This is a genomic window from Halococcus salifodinae DSM 8989 (assembly GCF_000336935.1).
In the GTDB taxonomy this organism is placed as follows: domain Archaea; phylum Halobacteriota; class Halobacteria; order Halobacteriales; family Halococcaceae; genus Halococcus; species Halococcus salifodinae.
Genome location: NZ_AOME01000051.1, coordinates 140,555 through 163,573, shown reverse-complemented (window position 1 = coordinate 163,573; position 23,019 = coordinate 140,555). Strand labels below are relative to the sequence as shown.

The following is a 23,019-nucleotide window of genomic DNA, read 5'->3' as shown; positions in this document are numbered from 1 at the left end:
AAAGCGTTGTCCCGAAGCCACTGTCGACCGCCGCGCCACCGCAACCGCACCTCAGAGCGCCACATCGACGTGGTCGGCCGCCTTCAGCGCGAGTGCGGCGATGGTGAGCGTGGGGTTCATCGCGCCGCCGGTGACGAACACGCTGCTGGAGGCGACGTGGAGATTCTCGACGTCGTGGGTCCGTAGTTCCGGGTCTACGACGCTCGATGCCGGATCGGTCCCCATCCGTGTGGTGCCCATGTGATGGAACGCCGGCCCGGTGTTCTCGGGGCCGACGGTCCACTCGATTTCGGCCCCGAGTTCGTCGAGGATCGATCGCTGGATACAGTTCGCCCGCCGGATGCTTTTTTTCGTACGGTCGCCGATCGACCACCGGACGTCGGGCACCGGATTGCCGTGATCGTCGGTTTTCGTGCGATCGAGCGTCACGCGGTTTTCCTTTCGTGGCACTTGGCCGATCAGCCCGCCGACGGTGACGTGGGTTCCGTAGGCGTCCCGGAGCGAGTCGAGGAGCGCGTCGCCCCATTCGTCCCCCGAGAGCGCCGTCTCGACGGGCGACGGGCCGGCGTAGTTGAAGAACTCGAGCTTGATCGGGTTCGTTCCCTCGGCGTCGTAGAACTGGTGGCTCTCGGTGGTGTTGAACCCGACGTGCTTCTGGCGGGTCGCCCGATCGAGCCGGCCGCCGACGCCCGCGAAGCAGTGTTCGGTGAAGTACCGGCCCACGAGACCGCTCGAATTGGCGAGTCCATCGGGATGGTCCGAGGAATCAGAGAGCAGGAGGAGGCGAGGCGTCTCGACGCCGCCGCAGGCGATCACGAACCGGCGTGCCTCCTGGCTGTGTTCGCCGTCGGGCGTCGCGTACACCGCGCGCGTCACTCGTCCCTTGCCGTCCGTTTCGAGGCGCTGGACCGGAGCACGGTCGATGACGCGCACACCCGCCGCCTCGGCCTTCCGGATGTGGACGGTCGCGTCGTACTTCGCCCCCGAGGCGCAGACGGGTTTACAGGTGCCGTAGCCGACACAGGCCGACCGGCCGTCGTAGGGCTCGGAGTTGCGTGCGTTCGGTACCGAGTGGGTGGTGATTTCGAGCTCCTCACACGCCTCGGCGAAGATCGAGTCGCTGTAGGAGGGCGGGAACGCCGGGAGGGGGTACGGCTCCTCGCGCGGCGGCGCGAACGGGTTGTCGACGGCCCCCGCCACGCCGAACGCGCGCTCGGCGGCCGCGTAGTACGGCCGGAGGTCGGCGTAGTCGATGGGCCAGTCCGCGGCGACGCCGTCGCGGCTCCGTCGCTCGAAGTCGGCCTCGTGGAGGCGCATCACCATCCCCTGCCAGTGGAGGCTCGTCCCGCCGACGCCCTTCACCCGCGAACGGTTCAGCGGGTACGACCGCGGGCCGGTCGAGGCGTAGGCGTCGCGCTCGCCGCCCATGTCCCAGACGCTCCGGTCGTCGTCGCCAGGCCGGATCGCGCGCTCCATTCGCTCGGGGCGATCTTCGAACGAAAAGCGGGGCCCCGCTTCGAGGATCACGACGTCGTGACCGCGCTCGGCAAGTCGATGAGCGCAGAGCGCGCCCGCGGGGCCCGCCCCGATCACGCAGACGTCGGGCGCGTCCGAGGGCGTCCGGTCCGCATCGCTCATCGTGGTCCGTGCTGGTAGCTCTCGTGCCCGCCGGGATGGCCCTGAGGGTTCTCGATCCCGACGAGCTCCCCGCCCGCGGGCGAGGTGTAGAGCGCGTATAGCAGCTCGTTCACCACGTAGTACCGCACCCGTTCGGCGGCCGACCCATCAGGAACGGGATCGGCGGTGTCGGTCCCCATCTCGCGCAGCACCGCGTCCCGAGTCTCGGCGTCGAGGCTCGCGTATCGCCCGCCGTACCACGATTCCGCGCGGTCGTCCATCGCGGCGACCGCCCGTTCGACACCGTTTCGATACTCAGCTCGCTCCTCGATACGCCCGAGTGCGTAGGTTTCGACGAACGTCTCGATCCCCGTGATCTCGTCGGGGTAGACGACGTGCGCGACCGCGACGAGAGGGTCACGCACCGCCGAAAACGACGCATCCGCCACGTTCGACGATCCGTCGTCCGTCTCCGTTTGCGCCCCACTCGTCGCTTCTCCGTTCCGTCCGATCGCCGCCGCTCCACCGCCACCGACGACGCTGCCGCCGGCGAGCGCCGCGAGCGCGTCCCGGCGCGTGAGTTCCATGTACGGCGCGCGTTAGGCAAGCCTAATCTTAGGGATTGGCATCCGCACCGACCGAGTTCGTGGCCGACTCTGGATCGTCGGCGTGGCTCAGGGGATCGTGACCGAGTGCGAGAGCGTGCCGATCCCTTCGATCTCGACTTCGATCTCGTCACCGTCGGCGAGCGGGCCGACGCCAGCGGGCGTGCCAGTCGAGATCACGTCGCCGGGTTCGAGGGTCATGTACGTCGTGATCTCCGCGATCAGTTCGGGCACCGAGAAGATGAACTTCTCGCGCGAGGAGCGCTGTTTCGTCTCGCCATTCAGGCGGAGTTCGATCGCGGCGTCGGCGGGAACTTCGTCGGGCGTCGCGAGCACGGGTCCCATCGGCGCGGCCCCGTCGAACGCCTTCCCACGGACCCAGTTCTGCTCGATCCGCTGGTCGTCGCGGTTCGAGAGATCGTTCACGCAGGTGAACCCAGCAACGACGTCCATCGCGTCGTCGACATCGACGCCCCGGCACTCCCGACCGATCACGACGCCGAGCTCGGCTTCGTACTCGATACGTTCCTTCCCGGCAAGCAGTTCTACCGTCTGTTCGTGGCTCGCGACGGTGTTTGGTCCCTTCAGGAAGAGCAGCGGACGGTCGGGGAGCTCCTTTCCTTGTTCGGCAGCGTGGTCCTCGTAGTTCAATCCCACACAAACGATCTTCGTTGGCTCCGCTGGCGCGAGCACGTCGACTTCCTCGGGCGAGAACGTGTCGTCGGGGAACGCGACGCGCCCTGTCGGCCCGGCGTTCGCGCTGATCGTCGCTTCGTCCGCAAGCCACTCGCCAGTACGGAGCTCGCCGTCCGGATCACGGAATCGTACGCGGTGCATGCTCGGGTGTCGTCGCCACGTCGGATAAACGTACACGAACGCGCTATTGCCTCTCTTTCGCACGGCCGCCTACACAACTAAGTACGCGACGCGAGTACGACGAGATGCAATGGAACTCACCTGGCACGGTCACTCGACGTGGTTCGTTGAAGTCGGCGACACCAGCCTGCTGATCGACCCGTTTTTCGATAATCCGCACACCTCGATGGAGCCCGCGGACATCGAGACGCCCGACTACGTCCTTCTGACCCACGCCCACTCGGATCACATCGCCCACGCGGGCGAGTTCACCGATTCGACGATCGTCGCGCCGGTCGAGGTCGCGGCCTATGTGGAAAACGAGATGGGCGCGGATGACACCGTCGGCATGAACATCGGCGGTACGGTCGAGTGCGGTGACGCCCACGTCACGATGCATCGGGCCGACCACACCAGCGGCGTCGATCTCGACTACGAGTACGAACTCGGCAATCCTGCGGGATTCGTCGTGAGCGACGAGCAGCCGGGCCCCGACGGCACCGGCACCGCGTTCTACCACGCTGGCGACACCGGACTGATGTCGGAGATGAAAGACGTGATCGCGCCGTACCTCCAGCCCGACGCGGTCGCGCTCCCGATCGGCGATCACTACACGATGGGCATCTGGCAGGCCTCGATCGCGGCCGAGTGGCTCGATGCGGATCACGTCTTCCCGATGCACTACGACACGATGCCGCCGCTCGAAGCCGATCCCCAGGAGTTCGTCGATGCGGTCGGCGAGCGCGCACCCGACTCCGAGGTTCACGTGCTCGACGACGACGGTTCCTTCGAGCTCTGAGATCGGGACCGAAACGACGACTCGTTGTCGATCGTTCCGGCGAGCACTCGACCGCGATGGCAGCCTCGACACACGAGTGGGCAATGCTTAGGGGCGTGGCGGTCGTCGATCCGATCGCAATGGCAGATATCGAAGTCAGTAGCACGTCCGAGGAGGGATTCGTCACCCGAAGCCGCGTCGGCGGCTTCGAACTCACCGTCGACGCCACCGACGAAGAGGGACCGAACCCGAACGCCACGCTCGTCGCCGACTACGCCTCCTGTTACATTCCGGCCTTCCGCGTCGGGGCCCAGCAGCGCGACTACGACGACCTCGGGAAAATCGAGATCGACGCCGAGGCCGACCTCGACGACGATGACGATCTCTCGGCCATCCGGTTCGACATCCGCGTCGAGGCCGACATCGCTGGCGACGAGGACGAACTCGTCGAGCGCGGCGAGGACATCTGTCACGTCCATGCGGCGCTCCGCGAGGAGCTCCACGCCGACATCTCGGTCGAAGGCAACGCCTAAACACCCACCTTTTTACTTCGGGGGTTCGCGCGCTCGCTCCGCTCGCGCGCTCAACCCCTCGTAAAAATCTGGACCAAAAACACCCGCTCGCTCGGCCTACGGCCTCGCTCGCGGTGGGGTCACTGGCACTCTACGCACCACGACCGCACAGCACCGTCGAAGCCCTCGGCCCGCAGAGCGGGCCTCGCCCTTCATCCGCCAGGAGAGCAAAGCTCTCCAGAGCCTCGACTCGCTACGCTCGTCGAGACACCAGGAACCGCACCGCCCAGCAACCGCTACAACCGCAAAATCAGCCGAACTGCTCGCCGACTGCTGCGACCGCGGCATCGAGCACGGCGTCGCGCTCGCCGAGCAAGAATTCGATCCGGTCGTCACGGGCCGCTCGCGGAGTCACACCCGCTTCGGGGGCGCGCTCGGCGACCACATCGGCCACGCTATCGAGATCGAGATCGCCGGTGTGTCGAAGCAGGAGTTCGTCCTCGCCGAGCCCGAGGAGCACAGGTGTGTCCTCGCGGGTCCGGCGATGGAGTTCGTCACACAGCAGGTCGGTCGGCGGGAAGTCGTAGCGGTGGGTGAACGCGTCGGTGTCGAGCACCGCCACGGTGACGCCATCGGCCTCCCGGTGGTCGAGATGAGCCTCGGCAGTCTCGATCGCCGCGTCGAGCTTCTCGCGGAACTGAGTCGCGAGGCGCTCTGCGAGCGACTCACTGCCGTCGAACAGCAGGTCGGCGATCAGCTCGCGCTTGTCCTCGTAGGCCTGGTAGTTCGCCACCAGTGCGATCGCCTCGCGGACGTCGCGCGTCCGGTCGGCGTCGGCACCCGCCTCGCTCGCGAGGTCGGCGTACGCGTCGGGTGCGTCCTCCCAGTAGCTCACCGCAGGGAGACCAACGAGATCGTCGCGAACGTCGGCGTTAACTCCTGCCGCGACGTTCGCCGCGAGCGCGGTCGCGGTCGTCGTGGCTGTCCCGGCGTCGCGGTCGGCGGGCGTGACGTGTGCCGCGAGATCGTCCGCGTCGAGTGCGCGAGCGCCGATCGCTGCCCGCTCGGTCCCGTAGATCGAGAGCAGCGAGAGGCCGTCGCGCGACTGGGCGCTCCCGACGCCGCAGAACACGAACAGCGGGAACTTCTCGTCGTGGCGCTCGTTGGCGTCGAGCATCGACGTGACGTCGCGCGTCGCGGCATCCATGTCGTAGATCCCGTCCTCGACCGGCCGGCGGTCGAAGTAGTGGTACTCGGCGTCGTCACGGGCGTGCTCCTCGCGCACCAAGGGCAGCGTGGCGCGCTCGATCGCCGCACCCGCGACGTAGCCGTCGACGCTCGCGTCGTGACGCACGACGACGGGCCGGGATTCGAGCACCGCCCGCCGGATCAGCCCCGCGAGGTCGTGAATCTCTTCGCTGAGATCGTCGATCGCGGGATCGTCGGCCAGCGGTTCGATCGTGTCGGGCGCAGCCTGCTCGGCGAGTGCGTCTTCGAGTCGGGTGGTGACCGCATCCCGCTCCTCACCGTCGAGCACTGCGAGCCCCGCAGTCTCGACCTGGAGATCGTCGCGGTGGCGTTCGACCTCGCCATCGATGGCGACGACCGCATCCGTCTCGACGTCAGGGTACGCGCGGACGCCCGCTTCCTCGAACGCCGCACAGTCCACCGTACCGGATTCGTCGCGGAGTTCGAACACCGTCGGGCCGCCGGTCTGACGAACGCTCACGACCGTGCCCTCGATACGGACGTGATCACCGACGCGGGAATCGAGATCCGCGATCGGGACGCGCTCGCGTTCGGACTCGACCAGCGACGCGCTTCCCGCCTCGGACGGGACGGCCGTCCGGGTGTCGTCGTCGTTTACCGAGGCGTCGCCATCGGTCCGCGCTCCGGTGGTCTCGTCCGTGTCGGGCTCGTCCGCGGTACCGATGTCGGTCACGGGTTCGGCCGCCGACTCGGCGGCCGCGCGCTCATTTGGGTCGGTCGCCTCCGCCGCCCCGGATTCGGAGTCGGCCTCTGCCTCAGCGAGCCGGTCGCCCTCGGGGTCGTCGACGAGCTCGCCGCGGAAATCCGACGGTTTCTGACGGATCGACCACGCGAGATCGACGTTGCCGTTGTCGTGAACGTCGGTGACCTGGACGTAGACGGTCTCGCCCGAATCCCAGTCGAGACTTTCGAGCCGGGTGTCGAGCTCGCTCCGGTGGAGCAAGCCGGTGACGCTGTCACCGACATCGACGAACACGCCGAACTCGGCGAAGCCGTCGACGGAGCCGCGGTAGAAGCGACCGGGGGTGAGCTGATTTGCGCGCGATCCTTCGAACTCGAAAACGACGTCCTCCTCGTGACTCCCACAGATGTGGCCGTCGACGGAGGTGCCGCAGATGATACAACTACCCATTACCGGACCGAACGGCCGGGGACTAAAACGGTTGTCGAAACGCGGACGCTTACTCGAACACCGGACTGTCGTCTTCGAGTGCCTCGATATCACGCGCAACCTGGCTCGCATCGTCGGGAAACAGCGCGACCTGGACCTCGTTGCCCTCGTCGTCTTCGAACACGAGCTTCACGCGCTTGTCGCCGAACGCGCGCGCCTCCGCCGAGGCGACATCGAACAATTTCGCTTCCGCGGACTTGTTCGCGGGACCCACGTTCTTGAGCGCGCCGTCCTTGAGTTCGAGCATGAACTCGTCGATGTTCAGGTTGAGCACGCCAACGCTACGCTCACCCGGAGGGTTAACCCTCCGACTTGGCGGCAGCGAACGGGGCCTCCGACTGTCACGACCGAACGAGACGTACTCGAACGTCACTCGTGGTGTGAACTATGGAAACACTTATTTGTTCTGCCAGTATAGCTGTCGAGAATGGGGCGAACCGTTCCACTACTCGGCGGTCTCGCACAGGCGGCCGTCTTCGTCGTTCTGCTCGTCGCCATCCAGCCCCCGACGTATCTCTATCTCGCGACACCCGCCGTCGCCGGCCTCGTCGGAGCCCTGCTGAGCGATCGGTTTCAAAAGGAGTTCGTCGACGCCGGTGCAGCGGGGCTGATCGGCACACTACTCTCGCTTTGCCTCGCTCTCGTGATCGTCTGGACCAACACGGCGTCGCTGCCGCTCGACGTCCAGATCGATCTGGCCTTCCTGACGCTCCTGCTCGGACTGTTCGTCGTCATCGTTCTGCTCCCGGTGGCGATGGGTATCAGCGTCGTCGTCGGTCAGCTAGCCGTCATCGCCGTGGACGGGCAGACGAACCCCTGACGTCGGACCGCCGGAGAGTCAGTGACGATGACGTTCGCTAGTCCGTGGTATCGACACGAGCGGGAAACGGTTATGCGGAATCCGCACGACTGGCCCGTATGAGCGAAACACGCGAGGGACGACGCGAAGAGATCGATGCGATCCTCGACCGCAAACCGGGCGCGAGCGAGGCCCGCGACGAGGCCGACCGTTACACCGTCGTGGGGGCGGCGAGCCGGGAGACGTTCGCGAACTGGCTGACGCCGATCGAGGAGCATTTCGTCTGCCACCGGAACCCGATGCCCGATGGCGACGCCGACGCGTGGACGATCGACGTCGCCGGAACGGCGGGAGACGAGGCCGAACTCTCCCTCACCGACATCGTCGAGGACCTTCCCACGGTCGCTGTCGCACACACGATGGAGTGTGCGGGCAACGGCCGCGGCCAGCACGACCCCGAGACGGGGAGCGTCCAGTGGGACTGTGAGGCAGTCGGGACCGCCGTCTGGACCGGGACGCCGGTGCGGTCGGTGCTGCGAGCGGCCGGTCTCGATACGGGCGAGGCAGTGGGCGACGCGGACAGCGGGACGGCGAACGACCCGACGAACGACGAGGATCGCTGGCTCACCGCGATCGGCGACGACGGCACCGAGGAGGAGACGTTCGCCCGATCGATCCCGCTCTCGAAGGCACTCGACGATTGCCTCCTCGCCCACGGAATGAACGGCGAGGCGCTCCCCACGGAGCACGGCCATCCGGTGCGGCTCGTTGTACCGGGATGGTACGGCGTGAACAGCGTGAAGTGGCTGTCCGAACTGCGCGTGATGGATGGAATGGTCACCGAGGGCTCGCTCGACCGGCCCGGGACTCACGCCCGGTGGCAGCAGGACGACTACCGTATCCATCCCGCGGGCGCGACCCCGGAACACGCCGACACCGTTCCGACGGCCGATACGTGGGACCAGCTCGAACCCTCGGCGGTCGATCACCCCTACACCTTCGACGAAACCGTGATGTCGCTGATCGGTCGGCCGACCGGCGAGGAGCCTGTCACGCCTCACGAGGGCGGAGAGAACGACGAGGACGGGGTCACGGTGCGCGGCGTCGCGTGGGCGGGCGACGACGAGATCGCGGGTGTCGAGATATCCACTAACGGAGGCGAGACGTGGCACGACGCGGAGCTGTTCGGCCCCGACTACGCCGGTGCGTGGCGGCTGTTCGAGTACGACTGGGAGCCGGAGCCGGGAACCTACACCCTTGCCTCGCGCGCGACCGACGAGCGCGGACGGGTGCAGCCGGCGTCCATCGGAACACCGGAGGACGGACTCGACGCTGTCGAGAGCGGCCAGTTCCCCTGGAACGAGGGTGGATACGCCGCCAACGCGTATCTGCCGAACGCGATCGAGGTCGAAGTCACGAACGAGGACGACGGCGCGGCGTGATCAGCCGAGCACGCCGAGCGCTTCGATGGCTGCAAATCCGCGGAACGTGTAGGCGTAACCGAAGACGAACGCTGCGGGGAGCGCCCCTGCGACCGCCGCGCGAACGAGGCTCGTCCCGTGTACTTCGGCGATCCCGACGACGAGCAACACGGCACCGTAGGCTGTGCAGACGACCTGGAGTGGAGGGAAGGGTACGCCGGCGAGAACGCAGGGTGCGGTCGCGTAGGCGATCACCTGCACCGTCTCGCTGACACCGGCGCGATCCTCGACGAGCGGGACGAGTCCGAGAGTCGCGATCGCGGCCGCGAAGTGGAGCGCGAGCGGCGCGACGAACCCGGTCGCGACGACGAGCGCCACGACGCCCGAGACGAGTTCCTGATCCGCGACGACTGGGTATGCGCTGGGGACGAGCGCGAAGCGAGTCGCCTCCTCGATGGCGACTACGGCCATCACGAACACCAGTCCAGGAGCCTGATCGCCCGGTGCGACCCCCGCCGCGAAAAACCGGCGTGGACGCACCAACACTTCGAGCCACGCGCGGGCGAGCGCTATCGGTCCTCTGTCGCGCCCGCCGGTCGGGTTCTCGACCCACTGCGTCACTGTCGTCGGTAGCAGAGCAGCCCCTATCTCGGTTTCGACACGCCGGTGTCCGGCAGCTTCCGTCGATCGGTGACAGCTACTGACCGGCGCGATCCAGAGCGATGGACCCGTTCACGACGTCGTCGGGAAGACGGGACAGGATCTCGTCGAACGCAGCACTCTCCTGCCGAGTGAAGAACCGGTACCAGTCGTCGTTGGCCCGGATTTCGAGGACATCGAGCGTCCCTCGCTCCATTCTGTAGAACATCACGAACCCGTACCAACAGAGACCGGCCGAAAGGAACGATCCGCCGGCAATGGGGGTGAAGAGCACGCCTGCCAGCACGAACGGAACGATCATGAACGAGAACACGAGCCCGAACGCTGCGAACGCGTAGCCGATCCGTTCGAAACCTGCTTGAGACTTGTCGACATCTCGTCTGATCTCCGAGATTTCGTCGATCAGGATCGTTTCGATCGACGGTTCCGCCCGTTCGCGATTGACGTGGCGGAGCTCCTCGTCAGTGCAAGTGATCCGCTGTTTGTCGCTCTCGCTGGTGTAATCACCGAGATGGACGTTAGTTGCTTCGTACACGGGCCACCAGCCTCATAGAAACAGTTGCTGATGACGATACTTCAAATTCACACACACACACACACACCAACCGTCTCGGTCACCACCTGTTTCTCAATCAACATCATATCGATAGCTATGCCAAAGATATCTCACGATCCCTCGTGGTCGGCGGGCTGACGAGAACTGTACTGACACTAGCCGAATAGCCTGAACGGTAGCAAAGACGGCCCTTCGACGCTGTTCGACGCGATCCCTCCAGCGATCAGTCGTCCGCGCCGACGTTTTCGGTGCTTTCGAGACAGGGCGGATCGGGTTCGATAGTGGCGTACTCGACAGCCCGCTGGCCCAGCGTCGCCACACGCTCACACGAACTCTCGTCGGTGAGTTTTCCGTCCTCGAACTTCCCGCTCGCTTTCGGGACGGCGGCCTGATGCGGGATGACCCACGCGTTGAGCGCTCGGGCGACCGATCGGAGGTGATCGAGTGGGGTAATCGGGAACGCCCCGCCGGAGACCGACAGCAGGCCGACGGTGGTGTTTTCGAACTCGTCGAACCCGCAGTAATCCAGCGCGGTCTTCAGCACCGAGGAGTACGAGCCGTGATAGGAGGGCGTCCCAAGAAGGACGCTGTCGGCCCGCCGGACGCGTCGCGTGAGTGCGAGCGCGTCGCCGACCTCGCGTGCGTCGGCGTCGAACACCGAGAGGTCGAGATGCCGGAGGTCGATCAGGTCCGTGCTTGCGCCGCGTTCCTCGGCCTCGTCGAGTGCGTGCTGGAGGGCGATCCGGGTGTAGCTATCGTCGCGCAGGCTGCCGGCGAGCGCGACGACGTGGGGTCGATCTGGCATAGCCGTTTCGAGAACAGCGACCCCCAAAGCACCAGCGGTTCCGGCCGGAACACGCCGGTCTCCCGGTAGTGTCGTCCACCGGCCGCGGGATTGCCGCTTCGCAAAGGCTTGACCCACCCTGCCCCGTCCGCCCGGTAGTGTCACGCCAGCAGCTGTTCGGCTCGATGTGTACGATGGTGCTGTTGGTCAACCTCGCGCGGGTCGTCTTCGCACCGCTGCTGGAACCGATCCAATCCGCGTTCGGGGCGTCGGCGGCGGCGATCGGACTGCTGGCGACGCTCGCGTGGCTCGGCAGCGCGCTGCCGCGGCTGCCGACGGGCTACCTGCTTACCTTCGTGCCACGGTACGCCGTGATCCTCGCCGCTGGGACGATCCTCGCGGCCGCGCCGCTGCTCGCCGCGACCGCCACCTCCCTTCCGGTGCTCTGGGCGAGCGCGTTCCTGATGGGGATCTCAAGCGGTGTCTACTTCATCGCGGCGAAGCCACTGCTGAGCGACCTGTTTCCCGGCGCTATCGGACGCGCCGTCGGCATCCACGGGACCGCGAGCCAGCTCGCCGCAGCCGGTGCACCGCTTTTCATCACCGGCGTCCTCTGGATCGAGGGCTCGGCGATCCTCCCGGTCGAGGGATGGCGGCTCGCGTTCGGTCTCATCAGCGCGTTCGCAGTCGTGGCGACCATCGTGTTCGGGGCGATCGCCCGAACCACGACCTTCCCGCCCGGCGAGGAACTCGACCGGGAATTTCTGGGGGCGGCACGCCGGCAGTGGCCCGTCATCCTGAGCGGGGTCGCGCTCGCGGGTCTCGCCGGCCTCGCGTGGAACGGCGTGTTCAACTTCTACGTCTCGTATCTCGTCGCGACGAAGCCGATCACGGCAAGCACTGCGCGCGAACTGCTCACGGTGGTCTTCGCTGCTGGCGTGCCCGCCTTTGCGATCGCCGGACGCCTCGCCGACCGGGTGGCGTATATCCCGTTGCTGCTCGGGATCGTCGGGGGGTTCGCCGGCTGTCTGCTCGCGCTCACGCTCGCCTCGGGATTCTACGGCCTCGTCGCCGCGAGCGCCGCGCTCGGGTTCGTGATCCACGGCCTCTTCCCCACGATGGACACCTACGTGCTCGACTCGCTGCCGGACGCCCACCGCGCGAGCGCCTACGCCGTGTTCAGCGCGGGGATCATGCTGCTCAACGCGCTCGGGAGCGTTGTCGTCGGCACGCTGATCGATGTGGGGTACGGCTACACCGTGATCTTCCGATCGTTCGCGGTCGGGGTGTTGGTGCTCGCCGCGCTCCTGACGGCCGTCCACCTCACGATCGGGTTCCCGACCGGCCGGCGGTCGGCCCAGCAGGGGGCGTGACCGCCGTGAGCTGAGTCTGCGCGATCGATTCGGGCGGCGAGCGCACGATCACCGAGACAGTCGGACGACGGTATCGTTGTCGCGTTCCTCGACCGCGACCAGTCCGTCGTCGTCGAGATCCGAAACGAGTCCTCGGAGCCACTCGCGACCGTGCTCGCCGTCCGGCGTGTAGTCGACGCGCACGCGAGGCCCGAGATCATCGAGCACGAGTTCGTCGTACTCCCCGAGTACGCGCACGACGCGCCCGCGGAACTGCCGGCGACTCCCCTCGAACGGCGACTGGGTAGGAACATCTGGAGCGGAGAAGTCGCCGGTCGCGTAGGCGTCACACCACGTGCGCCAGGGGCATTCGGCCTCGTCGCACGACGGTGTCTTCGTACACGCAACCCCGCCGAGCTCCATGATCGCGTTGTTCCAGACCCGCGACTCGCCGGTGGGCATCATCTCCTCGGCCGCTTCCTCGAACGCTGCGTCGTCGTCCGGCACGTCGAACGCCCGGTAGAGCACTCGCTTGACGTTGGTATCGACCACCGCATTCCCCTCGTTGAACGCGAAGCTCGCCACCGCGTTCGCGGTGTAGGGGCCGACACCCTGCAACTCCTGGAGTTCGTCGGGCGTCTCTGGGAACTCGCCGTCGAACTCCGAGGTGATCTGACCGGCAGCCTCGTGGAGGTATCGGGCACGGTTGTTGTACCCGAGGCTGTGGTCGCTCCAGAAACTCACTACCTCGGCCCGGTCGACAGCCGCGAGCGTCGCCGCGTCGGGCCACCGTTCGACGAACTCCGCGAACGCGTCGACGACGCGATCGAGTTGGGTTTGCTGACTCATCACTTCCGATACGAGGATTTCGTAGGGATCGGTGGTCTCACGCCACGGAAACGATCGATGGTCGTCCTCGTACCACTCGACCAGCGCCCGGCGGACGGCAGCGCGGTCGTCGGGGGACGAGAACGCGGACTCGCTCATCGAACGAGGTAATCCTGCGCTCGGCATACGCGTGGCGGTCCACGCCGGCAGAGGAGCCGAAAGCGGTTTCCCGAGTCGCTCCCCATCCCGGCGCATGAGTCTCGACGACCTTACGGAGGAAATCGAATCGCGCTACGACGATCTCGGCGACGAGACAACCGTGGGTCTCGACCGCGAAACCCGCAACGAACTCGCCCTCCTCCAGAGTGCGTTCGACCCCGACGACGCCGACGAACTCCTCCGTCGGGCGGTCCACCAGTTCTTCCAGACCACCGTCGAGACCGGCCGGCTCGACTTCCACCTCCGGAGCGGCTACGACGTCACCTACGACGAGTATCTCTCGGGGATGACGTACGACGAAATGACCGGCGATGTCGGGCTCTCGGACCAGGCTCAAGACGACGTCCAGCGCTACCAGTACTGAAAGCCCTCGCTCACGCTCGGACGCGCTCACGGCCACCGCTTCGCACCGCTACTGCAACCACACCGCTCCGTAACCCCTACGCAGACCGCTCCGACCTGAGCCGGATCGAGCAGGGGAGAAGCCTTTACTCGCCCCCGTACGAGGCGGCTGGTATGTCCGAACTCGTCTCCGACGACGTCACTGACTTCGTCCGCGCGGTCGGTCCTCAGCCCGACGAGGTTCTGACAGAGATGGACGAATACGGCGAGGAGATCGGCTTTCCGACCGTGGGCCCCGCAGTCGGCGGCTGGCTCGCCACGCTCGCGCGCCTCGTCGACGCAGAGCGGGTCTTCGAGTTCGGCTCCGGCTTCGGCTACTCGGCGTACTGGTTCGCACGGGCACTCCCGCCCACGGGCGAAGTCGTCCTCACAGAGATCGACGCCGACGAACTCGACCGCGCCCGCGAGTACTTCGACCGCGGCGATCTCACCGAACGCGCGACGTTCGAACACGGCGACGCCATCGAGACCGTCGACGACTACGAAGGACCGTTCGACGTCGTGCTGATCGACAACGAGAAGGATCGGTACGAGGAGGCTTTCGACGCCGTTCGCGAGAAAGTCGCTCCCGGTGGCGTGGTGATCGCCGACAACGCCATGACGAGCACCTCTGTCGACTTCGAGACGGTGCTCGAACTCGTCGAAGGCGAGACGGTCAAGGACGCGAACGAGTCGACCCGCGGCGTCGCGGCGTACCTCGAACGGGTCCGCGCCGATCCCGACTTCGAGACCGCCGCGATCCCGCTCGGCGAGGGGATCGCCGTGAGCCACCGCACCGAGTGACGTCGAACCGTCACGACGAGACACTGAGATGCCGACGAGGCACGGGTGAACGATCGCCGTTGGTGGGAAGAATCATTACGGACCGGCCATTGTGAGATTGTATGCCACGAGGCACACCACAGACCCTGCGACCGTTCCGCTGGCGCGCGGAACGACTCTACCCCGATACCGAGATCGTCTCGCGCACCGCCGACGGGATCGAACGGTACGATTATTCGGAGTACGGCGACCGCGTCGCCCGTCTCGCGAACGCGCTCGATGACGCCGGCATCGATAACGAGGCCCGCGTCGGCACGTTCTGCTGGAACCACCACCGTCACTTCGAGACGTACTTCGGCGTTCCCGACTCGGGCCGCCAGCTCCACACCATCAACCCCCTCCTGCCCGACGAGCACATCCAGTACATCGTCGAGAACGCGACCGACGAGCTCCTGTTCGTCGACCCCTCGCTCGCCGAGAAGCTCGCCGGCGCGTACGACGCCGATTCGTTCGGGAGCGTCGAGCAGTTCGTGGTGATGGCCGACGAGGTTCCGGAAATCGACCTCGATCCCGTCACGGACTACGAGTCGTTTATCGCCGAACAGGGAACCGAGTACGACTGGCCCGCGATCGAGGAGGATCGCGAGGCCGGGATGTGTTACACCTCCGGCACCACCGGGCGGCCGAAAGGCGTCGAGTACACCCAGCGAATGCTCTGGTCGCACACGATGGCCACGGTGACGCCCCAGGGCCTCGGCATCGAGGATACGGACGTCGTGATGCCGGTCGTGCCGATGTTCCACGTCAACGCGTGGGGGATGCCCTTCTCGTCGACCGCCGCCGGCGCGAAACATGTCTACCCCGGCCCGTCGCCCGATCCGGCCGACCTCGCCAAGCTCATCGAGGAAGAGGGCGTCACGATCACTGCTGGCGTCCCCACGGTGTGGCTCGGACTGCTCGAATACGTCCAGAACAACGATGTCGACCTCTCCTCGCTCGAAGAGGTCGTCATCGGCGGGAGCGCCGCCCCGAAGTCGGTCATCCGTCAGTTCGACGAGCTCGGCGTAGATGTCCTCCACGCGTGGGGAATGACCGAGATGAGTCCGATCGGCTCGGTCGCACGGCTCAAGCCGGGCATGGACGAGTGGGACGCCGACGACCGGCACGAAAAGCGCGGCAAACAGGGGCTGATGGTGCCCGGCATCGAGTTCAAAGTCATCGACGAGGACGGCAACGAGGTGCCGTGGGACGGCGAGGAGTTCGGCGAGCTCTGGGTCCGTGGCCCGTGGGTCACCACCGAGTACTTCGAGCGTCCCGAGGCCAACGAGGAGGAGTTCGAGGACGGCTGGCTCAAGACCGGCGACGTGGTCTCGGTCGATCCTGATGGGTATATCCAGATCGTCGACCGCGCGAAGGACGTCATCAAGTCGGGCGGCGAGTGGATTTCGAGCGTCGAACTCGAAAACGCACTGATGGCTCACGACGACGTGGCCGAAGCCGCCGTCGTCGGCGTCCCCCACGAACGCTGGCAGGAGCGCCCGGTCGCGTTCGTGGTGCCTGGCGACGACGCCGACAGAGACGCACTCGCCGACGAACTCCTCGGAATGATCGCCGAGGAGTACCCGAAGTGGTGGGTTCCCGACGACGTGGAGTACATCGACGAGGTGCCCAAAACCGCGACCGGGAAGTTCTCGAAGAAGGACATCCGTGAGGAGTACGCCGACGCCTCGCTGGTTGAGGGTGCGGCACCCGCGGAGGCCGCTCCCGAGGACGAGTAGCCGTCACCGCGGTGACGGAGCAGCGGAGCAGCAACCCGAACAACCCTCGGCGCACGGTTTCCGGTTTACGCGACCTATTTGGGCGTCGCGCTCCCATCGAGGGTATGGAGCTACTCGACGAGTCGATCGTGCCCGAGCACGCACGCGAGGTCAAAGCCGAGGCCCGTGAGTTCGCTGACGAGCACATCGCCCCCAACGCCGAGGAGTACTTCCGAACCGGCGAGTACCCGTGGGAGATCCTCGAAGCCGGCCAGGACGCGGGCCTCGTGGCCCAGGACATCGGCGAGGAGCTCGGCGGCCGCGATCTCGGCCTCGAAGCAATGCTCGCGATCGCCGAGGAGTTCTATCGTGCGGACGCCGGGATCGCGCTCACGCTCCAGCTCGCGAGTTTCGGGGCCGAGATCGTCGAGAAGTACGGCAACGACGACCAGCACGAGGAGTTCCTCCGCCCGGTCGCCGAGTGCGACCAGATCACCGGACTCGCAGTCTCGGAACCCCAGACCGGCAGCGACCTCGCGGGGATGACCACGAGCGCGGAAAAGGACGGCGACGAGTGGGTGCTGAATGGCGAGAAGTACTGGGTCGGCAACGCGGTCGAGGCCGAGTGGCTCACTCTCTACGCCAAAACCGGCGACTCGGACGATCGCTACTCGAACTACTCGATGTTCATCGTCCCGACCGACGCACCCGGCTACGACGCCGAACACATCCCCGAGAAGATGGGCTTTCGCGCCTCCAAGCAGGGCCACATCGAACTCGACGACTGCCGGATCCCCGAGGAAAACCTCGTCGGTAACGAGGGCACCGGCTTCTACATGCTCGCGGAGTTTTTCAACCACGGCCGGATCGTCGTCGGCGGCCACGGGTTGGGTCTCGCTGCGGCCGCCATCGAGGAGGCGTGGGAGTTCGTCCACGACCGCGAAGCGTTCGGCCGGGACGTGAGCGAGTTCCAAGCCGTCCAGCACGACCTCTCGGACATGCTCATCGAATTCGAGCGCGCCCGCGCACTCAACTGGCGCGCCGCCGGCAAAGTGGCAGATCAGGACAACGCAGGCTACTGGGCTGCGCTCGCCAAGGCCAACTCCACCGAGGCTGCCGTCGAATGTGCCGAGCGTGGGATGCAGCTCCACGGCGGTCGGTCGGTGCTGACCGAAAACCGGATCGCTCGTGTCTACCGCGACTGTCGGATCCCGGTGATCTACGAGGGCGCGAACGCGATCCAGCGCAACCTGATCTACCGCCAGCGCTGACCGCTGATTCGTCCTGTCTCGCGAAACTGCTGTCATCCATCGAGCACTCGATTTGCCGTTCGGTAGGTTTGTCCGTGTGTGACGTCTCTTGTCGTATATCGATGCAACAGCAAAGCGATAGCGACAGCGAGTTCGACGGTTCGACCGTCGACGGCCTCCGCGACCCGGTCGACGAACACCGCGATCCCGCATACGATATCGATCCGCTGTTCGTCAACCGGTGGTCGCCGCGGTCGATGACCGGCGACACGCTGCCGGAGGACGATCTCCTCGCGCTGTTCGAGGCCGCCCGGTGGGCCCCGTCGTCGTACAACAACCAACACTGGCGGTTCGTCTACGCGACGCCGGACGACGATCCGTGGGACGATTTCGTGGATCTGCTCGCCGAAGGCAACCGCGAGTGGGCGACCGACGCCGCGGCGCTCGTCGTCGTGCTCTCGAAAACCACGTTCGACCACAACGGCGAGCCTGCGCCCACCCACTCCTTCGACACCGGCGCAGCAACGGAAAATCTCGCGCTGGAGGGGGCGCGCCGTGGTCTCGTCGTCCACGGGATGCAGGGGTTCGACTACGACGCAGCCGCCGAACTGTTCGATCTCACCGACGAGTACGCGGTCGAGGCGATGACGGCCATCGGCGAACGCGACGAGGACGCGATCGCTCCGGGCGACGCCGATGACGGCGAACACCCGAACCAGCGCAAGGATCTCGACGAGATCGTCTTCGCTGGCGACTTCACACCGAGCTGAATCTTCGGCGTAGCGTGCCGTCATCCGGAACGCTGTTTCGACGGGACGGAAGGGACGATGCCGACGAGAACAGAATGTATCGGTTGAACCGGCCGCCAGAGTAACTCTCACCGAGCAATAGCAGGCTGTTTCCGAAATCCCGACCCGTCACTGTCCATCGCTGCCCACTGCCAGAACGTTCAAATGTCCGCACTCAGTACGCAGCGGACGTCGACCAAGAGAATGATTGGAGCCGACCGCCACGACGGAACAGTCGCTAACGCCGATCGAAATAACGATACCGACGCCACCGAATCGAGAGCACAGCACGTTCTCAAGCGGGTGCTCGCCCGCATCGACGCACCCATGATCGATTCCGCATACCAGCTCTCACGAACCGGGACACGCCCACGACCCGAGCGCGAGCGGTGGTTAAAGCCCCCCGGAGAGGAGTGCGTCGACGACGCCCGGCAGCGAGGTCGTCGCTGACACGACCGCTAACACGACGAGTGCGGCGTTGAGAACCGAGAGCAAGCGTGTGTTTCGGTGCTCGCCCATCGTGTTCTCGTCGTTGACCGCCCAGAACAGCAGTGCGGCCGTGATCGGGAGCCCGACGATGGCGTTGTACGCCGGGAAGAGGATGATCATGTCGATCACGCCGAGACCGAAGAATATCGTGATCAGCGGCGAGAGGCCGCTGATACTGACGAGAAGTGCGTAGATGGCTTTGAAGCTCCGGGAGGCCGAATCGGCCTCGGTTCCGCGGGCGTGCTGGAAGAGATACGACGGCGTCCACATGATCGGGATGATGCTGTTGAACGCCGCAGCGACCGCGCCGACCAGGAACACCGTTCGCGCCCACTCGCCAATGACGTTCCCGAGCGCGCGTCCCGGGGTGAGAAACGTCTCGAGTTCGGTGTAGCCCGCCGGCCGGAGGACGGCGGCCGCGAGGACCAAGATTGCGATCGTGGTGATCCCGCCGACCGCGTAACCGATCCCGAGATCCCGCCGCATCGGGGTGATGTCCGATCGTCCGGACCAGCCTTTCTCCGCGACGAGGTTCGATTCGAGGAAGAAGTTGGGCCAGAGCGCGGTCGTGCCGAGAATCGACGCCACGAGCGTGAGCGCGCCGACACCGGGAACGCTCGGCACGAACCCGGTGGCGATCGCCGATAGCGGCGGGGCGGTCGTGCCGGTGACGAAGAGATAGACGACCAGCAGTCCGATCATCATCGCAGTCATCAGCTGCTCGATGCCCTCGTAGTTCAACAGGCCGACGGCGACGGCAGCAAATCCCGTGAGGACGGCGAGCGGCATCCAGCCGACCGCGCCACCGACCAGCAGCGAGAGTCCTTTCCCGACCGCAGCGGTCAGCTCGAACGCCCAGAGCAAACAACCGCTCGACAGGACGACGGCGAGCACGGTCGCGATCCGTCCGCCGAGCTTCTTCCGCACGAACACCATCAGCGGCTCGCCGAAGATGCCGAGCCGGGCGCTCATGTCCTGTGCCATGAAGCCGAGCAACGCTGCACCGACGACCGCCCACAGCAACGCATACCCGAACCGGACGCCGGCCGAACTGGCGATGAATATCGATCCGGAGCCGAAGTAGCTAGCAACCATCACGAACGCCAGCCCGTACTGCTGGAAGAAGCCGGACGTCGTGTCACGAACCCGCTCTCGATACGATGTAGTAGTACCTGACATGTTTTCTCCAAGAACGTCGATCGCTCGCACTACAGTCCGCGCCGCAACCGGGATTTTCCGCCATCCATCGCCGCAGTGACTCTGACAACAGTATGGCAGGTCGCTTGCCACCTAAGGGCGTTGCTTGCAGACGACTCGTTCCACGGCGATGTGGTGGTTCAGTGTTCGTCGAACGACGACGGAAACTACCGTCGACGAGGTGTTTCTGTGGAGTGCGGAGCGAACGATACCGGTGAATCGCCGGCCATCGCCGGAGGAGGACGCTCGTCCCGAGGCTCCGCTGTGGAATCGATCCTCGTCATCGCCGATACTGAACGGGTCTCGTCACCGGCCACTGGTGGATCGGTCGCGGACGGCAACCGATAGTGGGGACAGAACCGAGAGCGCGCTACTCTTCGCGGCCCGGAATCCCGCGTTCGGTCATCGCGCGCGCATCGAGGACCTCGTCGGCTTCTTCGGTGTCGAGATACCCCTTCTCGACGACGACCTCGCGCACGGTCTTGTCCTCTTTGAGTGCTTCTTTCGCCACCTCGCTCGCCTTGTCGTAGCCGATGTGGGCGTTCAGCGCGGTCGCGAGCGCCATGCTCTGCTCGACCTGCTCCTCGCAGTGCTCGCGGTTGGCTTCGAGGTTATCGACGAACTTCTCGGCGAAGGTCTCGCTGGCGTTCGCGAGCAGCGCGATCGACTGGAGGGTGTTGTGAGCGATGACGGGTTTGTAGAGGTTCAGATCGATCTGGCCGTTCGCCGCGCCGGTCGACACCGCGGCGTCGTTGCCGACGACCTGGACGTGAACTTGATTCACGGCCTCGGCGACGACGGGGTTGATCTTCCCGGGCATGATCGACGAGCCGGGCTGGTTCTCGGGCTGGTCGATCTCGCCGAGCCCGTTGCGGGGGCCCGACGCCAAGAGTCGGAGATCGTTGGCGATCTTGTTGAGCGACCCCGACACCGTGCGGAGCGCGCCGTGGGCTTCCGCCATCGCGTCGTGGGCGGCCTGGGCCTCGAAGTGGTCGGTGGCCTCCTCGAACGGTAATCCTGTTTCTCCGGAAATGCGTTCGGCCGCGCGCGCGGGGAACTCGGGATGGGTGTTCAATCCCGTGCCGACCGCGGTCCCGCCGAGCGCGAGCTCCGAGAGATTGCGCGTGGTCTTGTTCACGCGGGTGATTCCCTTGTCGATCTGGGCCCGGTAGCCGCCGAACTCCTGGCCCAGTCTGACGGGGGTGGCATCCTGAAGGTGAGTCCGCCCCGTTTTGACAACGGTGTCGAACTCGGCTTCCTTCTCGCCGAGCGCCGTCCGGAGGCGTTCGAGCGCGGGCACGAGATCGCGCTCGATCGATTCGAGCGTGGCGACGTGCATCGCCGTCGGGATCACGTCGTTCGAGGACTGGCCGAAGTTGACGTCGTCGTTCGGGTGGACCGCCCGCGATCCAACCTCGTCGCCCTGGATCTCGCTCGCGCGGTTCGCGATCACCTCGTTGGCGTTCATGTTCGTGGAGGTCCCCGATCCCGTCTGGAAAATATCGACCGGGAACTGGCCGTCGTGCTCACCGGCCATGACCTCCTCGGCTGCCGCGACGATCGCTTCTGCGGTTTCGTCGTCGATCAGATCGAGGTCGCGGTTGGTCTGTGCGGCGGCCTTCTTCACGATCCCGAGCGCGCGAACGAACCGCCGATCGAACCCGATCCCGCTGATCGGGAAGTTCTCGACCGCACGCTGGGTCTGTGCCCCCCAGTAGGCGTCCGCGGGGACGTCCATCTCGCCCAGACTGTCTGCCTCGGTGCGGGTGTCCTGATCGCTCATGCACCCCGCTTTGCGCCGGGGTTGGTAAAACTCACGGGAAGCGGTCACGCGCTCGTCGTGACCACCCGACTGCCGTCACCGCTGGTACGGATCCGTCTCGGCAGTCCGTCCCGATCAGGCGCTGCGTTCGGCGTACTCCTCGGGAGTGTAGGTCTTGAGTTCGAGCGCGTGGATATCGGTCGTCATATGCTCGCCGAGCGCGTCGTAGACCTGCTCGTGCTGTGCGACGAGCGTCTCGTCCTCGAAGGCCGGTGCGACGACGACGGCGGCGAGATGGTCGTCGTCCTCGCCGCGTGGCTGGGTGACGGTGGCGTCTGCATCCTTGATCCCGGATTCGATGAGTCGCTCGACTTCGGTGGTGTCCATGTCCGAACGGGCGTGAGCCAGCGGCAAAACGCTTCAGGTCGCTCGTGGCGAGATCACTGCCGGCGACCGACGTCTCGTGACGAGTTCGAAGCGGGGCTGTCGAGCGCTTACAACGCTGATTCTGGCGATCCACGACGTATATACCTCGGCGATCGCTCGATGGGTACACATGAAACTCCGCCGGCTTCCAGCCGACGAACCCGCCGTCCGTCGCTACGTCGAGGAGCTGTGGATCCCCTTCCACCACGACCTCGAAGCGATCGTCGACCGCCACGCGCTCGCCGAGGACGTCGATCTCGTCGCCGAGGAGACGGCGTTCCGACTCGACCGGCTCGACGAAGCGGGCTACCGGGCGTGGGTCGCCGTCGACGACTCGCCGACCGACGGCGCGGGCAACGACGCCGACCTCGCCACCACCGACGGCGACTTCGTCGGTTTCGTCACGACCGAGATCGACGAAGCATCTTCGGTCTTCGATCGTCCGGATCGACTGGTCGTCGGGGATATCTACGTCCGCGAGCCCTACCGCGGTACGGGTCTCAGCCGACGGCTGATCGACCGCGCCACGGAGCGAGCACGTGAGGCAGGCTGTGCGGAGCTCGCCCTCGATGTCGATGCCGACAACGAGCGCGCCATCGGCTTCTACGAGAATCTCGGCTTCGAGACGCACCGTCGTCGAATGACGGTTTCCACTGCCGATTTGTAGACCACACTTCGTCGTGGTCGGTTTTCACGAGTACTGACGGGCTCACTCACACGCGGTATCGATAGCCCGACTGGCGGCACTTGCCACAGCTGG

23 protein-coding genes are annotated in these 23,019 nt (G+C 65.9%); 11 read left to right on the top strand and 12 right to left on the bottom strand.

The window, feature by feature from the left end:
• Positions 1-51 precede the first annotated feature (51 nt).
• The 3 genes from C450_RS08065 to C450_RS08055 all read right to left on the bottom strand — a co-directional run bounded on the left by C450_RS08065 (position 52) and on the right by C450_RS08055 (position 3,059).
• Positions 52-1,638, bottom strand: a complete 1,587-nt coding sequence (locus tag C450_RS08065; RefSeq protein ID WP_005042452.1) for a GMC family oxidoreductase — start codon at positions 1,636-1,638, stop codon at positions 52-54.
• Positions 1,635-2,204 (bottom strand): gluconate 2-dehydrogenase subunit 3 family protein, encoded by a 570-nt coding sequence (locus C450_RS08060; RefSeq protein WP_005042450.1) that lies wholly within the window; start codon positions 2,202-2,204, stop codon positions 1,635-1,637. Before C450_RS08060 ends, C450_RS08065 begins: the two co-directional genes overlap by 4 nt.
• Before the next feature lie 87 nt (positions 2,205-2,291).
• On the bottom strand, positions 2,292-3,059 hold the full coding sequence (locus C450_RS08055) for a fumarylacetoacetate hydrolase family protein (protein WP_005042448.1): 768 nt from the start codon (positions 3,057-3,059) through the stop codon (positions 2,292-2,294).
• Positions 3,060-3,168: 109 nt separating this feature from the next.
• On the opposite strand from C450_RS08055, the gene C450_RS08050 reads away from it, so the two are divergent.
• Together C450_RS08050 and C450_RS08045 are read left to right on the top strand one after the other, a co-directional pair.
• Positions 3,169-3,876: a metal-dependent hydrolase gene (locus tag C450_RS08050; RefSeq protein WP_005042446.1), complete on the top strand. Its 708-nt coding sequence runs from the start codon at positions 3,169-3,171 to the stop codon at positions 3,874-3,876.
• A 119-nt stretch (positions 3,877-3,995) separates the two neighbouring features.
• Positions 3,996-4,388, top strand: coding sequence for an OsmC family protein (locus C450_RS08045; RefSeq protein WP_049910011.1), 393 nt, complete (start codon positions 3,996-3,998; stop codon positions 4,386-4,388).
• 289 nt (positions 4,389-4,677) lie between these two features.
• Here the strand turns inward: C450_RS08045 and C450_RS08040 are convergent, their stop codons facing one another.
• Together C450_RS08040 and C450_RS08035 are read right to left on the bottom strand one after the other, a co-directional pair.
• Positions 4,678-6,768: an OB-fold nucleic acid binding domain-containing protein gene (locus C450_RS08040; protein ID WP_005042442.1), complete on the bottom strand. Its 2,091-nt coding sequence runs from the start codon at positions 6,766-6,768 to the stop codon at positions 4,678-4,680.
• 49 nt (positions 6,769-6,817) lie between these two features.
• Positions 6,818-7,081 carry a hypothetical protein gene (locus tag C450_RS08035; RefSeq protein WP_005042440.1) on the bottom strand — a complete coding sequence of 88 codons (264 nt, stop codon included), beginning with the start codon at positions 7,079-7,081 and terminating at the stop codon, positions 6,818-6,820.
• A 153-nt stretch (positions 7,082-7,234) separates the two neighbouring features.
• Between C450_RS08035 and C450_RS08030 the strand changes: the two genes are divergently transcribed.
• Together C450_RS08030 and C450_RS08025 are read left to right on the top strand one after the other, a co-directional pair.
• Entirely contained in the window at positions 7,235-7,627 is a 393-nt protein-coding gene (locus C450_RS08030) for a hypothetical protein (RefSeq protein WP_005042439.1), read from the top strand.
• Between the two features lie 98 nt (positions 7,628-7,725).
• On the top strand, positions 7,726-9,048 hold the full coding sequence (locus C450_RS08025; protein WP_005042437.1) for a sulfite oxidase: 1,323 nt from the start codon (positions 7,726-7,728) through the stop codon (positions 9,046-9,048).
• On the opposite strand, the gene C450_RS08020 is transcribed toward C450_RS08025, so the two are convergent.
• From C450_RS08020 to C450_RS08010, 3 genes are all read right to left on the bottom strand, one after another.
• On the bottom strand, positions 9,049-9,648 hold the full coding sequence (locus C450_RS08020) for a YIP1 family protein (protein ID WP_005042435.1): 600 nt from the start codon (positions 9,646-9,648) through the stop codon (positions 9,049-9,051). It abuts the gene before it with no gap.
• Positions 9,649-9,724: 76 nt separating this feature from the next.
• Entirely contained in the window at positions 9,725-10,222 is a 498-nt protein-coding gene (locus tag C450_RS08015) for a hypothetical protein (RefSeq protein WP_005042433.1), read from the bottom strand.
• 244 nt (positions 10,223-10,466) lie between these two features.
• A complete protein-coding gene (locus tag C450_RS08010) occupies positions 10,467-11,048 on the bottom strand; it encodes an NADPH-dependent FMN reductase (protein ID WP_005042432.1) in 582 nt (193 codons plus the stop codon).
• A gap of 173 nt (positions 11,049-11,221) precedes the next feature.
• On the opposite strand from C450_RS08010, the gene C450_RS08005 reads away from it, so the two are divergent.
• Complete coding sequence (locus tag C450_RS08005; protein WP_005042430.1) at positions 11,222-12,400, top strand: MFS transporter; 1,179 nt, start codon at positions 11,222-11,224, stop codon at positions 12,398-12,400.
• 48 nt (positions 12,401-12,448) lie between these two features.
• Here C450_RS08005 and C450_RS08000 read toward each other — a convergent pair whose 3' ends face one another.
• Positions 12,449-13,366, bottom strand: coding sequence for an A/G-specific adenine glycosylase (locus tag C450_RS08000; protein ID WP_005042428.1), 918 nt, complete (start codon positions 13,364-13,366; stop codon positions 12,449-12,451).
• Between the two features lie 94 nt (positions 13,367-13,460).
• On the opposite strand from C450_RS08000, the gene C450_RS07995 reads away from it, so the two are divergent.
• The 5 genes from C450_RS07995 (at position 13,461) to C450_RS07975 (ending at position 18,367) form a co-directional block, all read left to right on the top strand.
• A complete protein-coding gene (locus tag C450_RS07995) occupies positions 13,461-13,790 on the top strand; it encodes a hypothetical protein (protein ID WP_005042426.1) in 330 nt (109 codons plus the stop codon).
• Positions 13,791-13,942: 152 nt separating this feature from the next.
• Positions 13,943-14,611: an O-methyltransferase gene (locus tag C450_RS07990; RefSeq protein WP_005042423.1), complete on the top strand. Its 669-nt coding sequence runs from the start codon at positions 13,943-13,945 to the stop codon at positions 14,609-14,611.
• 101 nt (positions 14,612-14,712) lie between these two features.
• Positions 14,713-16,368: a long-chain fatty acid--CoA ligase gene (locus tag C450_RS07985; protein WP_005042422.1), complete on the top strand. Its 1,656-nt coding sequence runs from the start codon at positions 14,713-14,715 to the stop codon at positions 16,366-16,368.
• Positions 16,369-16,472: 104 nt separating this feature from the next.
• Complete coding sequence (locus tag C450_RS07980) at positions 16,473-17,618, top strand: acyl-CoA dehydrogenase family protein (protein ID WP_005042420.1); 1,146 nt, start codon at positions 16,473-16,475, stop codon at positions 17,616-17,618.
• 101 nt (positions 17,619-17,719) lie between these two features.
• Entirely contained in the window at positions 17,720-18,367 is a 648-nt protein-coding gene (locus C450_RS07975; RefSeq protein WP_005042418.1) for a nitroreductase family protein, read from the top strand.
• 411 nt (positions 18,368-18,778) lie between these two features.
• On the opposite strand, the gene C450_RS07970 is transcribed toward C450_RS07975, so the two are convergent.
• The 3 genes from C450_RS07970 to C450_RS07955 all read right to left on the bottom strand — a co-directional run bounded on the left by C450_RS07970 (position 18,779) and on the right by C450_RS07955 (position 22,220).
• Entirely contained in the window at positions 18,779-20,053 is a 1,275-nt protein-coding gene (locus tag C450_RS07970) for an NRAMP family divalent metal transporter (protein WP_005042415.1), read from the bottom strand.
• A gap of 388 nt (positions 20,054-20,441) precedes the next feature.
• Positions 20,442-21,854 (bottom strand): class II fumarate hydratase, encoded by a 1,413-nt coding sequence (locus C450_RS07960; RefSeq protein ID WP_005042411.1) that lies wholly within the window; start codon positions 21,852-21,854, stop codon positions 20,442-20,444.
• 114 nt (positions 21,855-21,968) lie between these two features.
• Positions 21,969-22,220 carry a BolA family protein gene (locus tag C450_RS07955; RefSeq protein ID WP_005042408.1) on the bottom strand — a complete coding sequence of 84 codons (252 nt, stop codon included), beginning with the start codon at positions 22,218-22,220 and terminating at the stop codon, positions 21,969-21,971.
• A 169-nt stretch (positions 22,221-22,389) separates the two neighbouring features.
• Between C450_RS07955 and C450_RS07950 the strand changes: the two genes are divergently transcribed.
• Positions 22,390-22,926: a GNAT family N-acetyltransferase gene (locus tag C450_RS07950; protein WP_005042405.1), complete on the top strand. Its 537-nt coding sequence runs from the start codon at positions 22,390-22,392 to the stop codon at positions 22,924-22,926.
• Positions 22,927-23,019 lie beyond the last annotated feature (93 nt).

Excerpts from the sequence above, each read along its gene's own strand:
- C450_RS08065 (WP_005042452.1), bottom strand. The coding sequence starts at position 1,638 with ATGAGCGATGCGGACCGGACGCCCTCGGACGCGCCCGACGTCTGCGTG.
- C450_RS08060 (WP_005042450.1), bottom strand. The coding sequence starts at position 2,204 with ATGGAACTCACGCGCCGGGACGCGCTCGCGGCGCTCGCCGGCGGCAGC.
- C450_RS08055 (WP_005042448.1), bottom strand. The coding sequence starts at position 3,059 with ATGCACCGCGTACGATTCCGTGATCCGGACGGCGAGCTCCGTACTGGC.
- C450_RS08050 (WP_005042446.1), top strand. The coding sequence starts at position 3,169 with ATGGAACTCACCTGGCACGGTCACTCGACGTGGTTCGTTGAAGTCGGC.
- C450_RS08045 (WP_049910011.1), top strand. The coding sequence starts at position 3,996 with ATGGCAGATATCGAAGTCAGTAGCACGTCCGAGGAGGGATTCGTCACC.
- C450_RS08040 (WP_005042442.1), bottom strand. The coding sequence starts at position 6,768 with ATGGGTAGTTGTATCATCTGCGGCACCTCCGTCGACGGCCACATCTGT.
- C450_RS08030 (WP_005042439.1), top strand. The coding sequence starts at position 7,235 with ATGGGGCGAACCGTTCCACTACTCGGCGGTCTCGCACAGGCGGCCGTC.
- C450_RS08025 (WP_005042437.1), top strand. The coding sequence starts at position 7,726 with ATGAGCGAAACACGCGAGGGACGACGCGAAGAGATCGATGCGATCCTC.
- C450_RS08010 (WP_005042432.1), bottom strand. The coding sequence starts at position 11,048 with ATGCCAGATCGACCCCACGTCGTCGCGCTCGCCGGCAGCCTGCGCGAC.
- C450_RS08005 (WP_005042430.1), top strand. The coding sequence starts at position 11,222 with ATGGTGCTGTTGGTCAACCTCGCGCGGGTCGTCTTCGCACCGCTGCTG.
- C450_RS08000 (WP_005042428.1), bottom strand. The coding sequence starts at position 13,366 with ATGAGCGAGTCCGCGTTCTCGTCCCCCGACGACCGCGCTGCCGTCCGC.
- C450_RS07995 (WP_005042426.1), top strand. The coding sequence starts at position 13,461 with ATGAGTCTCGACGACCTTACGGAGGAAATCGAATCGCGCTACGACGAT.
- C450_RS07990 (WP_005042423.1), top strand. The coding sequence starts at position 13,943 with ATGTCCGAACTCGTCTCCGACGACGTCACTGACTTCGTCCGCGCGGTC.
- C450_RS07985 (WP_005042422.1), top strand. The coding sequence starts at position 14,713 with ATGCCACGAGGCACACCACAGACCCTGCGACCGTTCCGCTGGCGCGCG.
- C450_RS07980 (WP_005042420.1), top strand. The coding sequence starts at position 16,473 with ATGGAGCTACTCGACGAGTCGATCGTGCCCGAGCACGCACGCGAGGTC.
- C450_RS07975 (WP_005042418.1), top strand. The coding sequence starts at position 17,720 with ATGCAACAGCAAAGCGATAGCGACAGCGAGTTCGACGGTTCGACCGTC.
- C450_RS07970 (WP_005042415.1), bottom strand. The coding sequence starts at position 20,053 with ATGTCAGGTACTACTACATCGTATCGAGAGCGGGTTCGTGACACGACG.
- C450_RS07960 (WP_005042411.1), bottom strand. The coding sequence starts at position 21,854 with ATGAGCGATCAGGACACCCGCACCGAGGCAGACAGTCTGGGCGAGATG.
- C450_RS07955 (WP_005042408.1), bottom strand. The coding sequence starts at position 22,220 with ATGGACACCACCGAAGTCGAGCGACTCATCGAATCCGGGATCAAGGAT.
- C450_RS07950 (WP_005042405.1), top strand. The coding sequence starts at position 22,390 with ATGAAACTCCGCCGGCTTCCAGCCGACGAACCCGCCGTCCGTCGCTAC.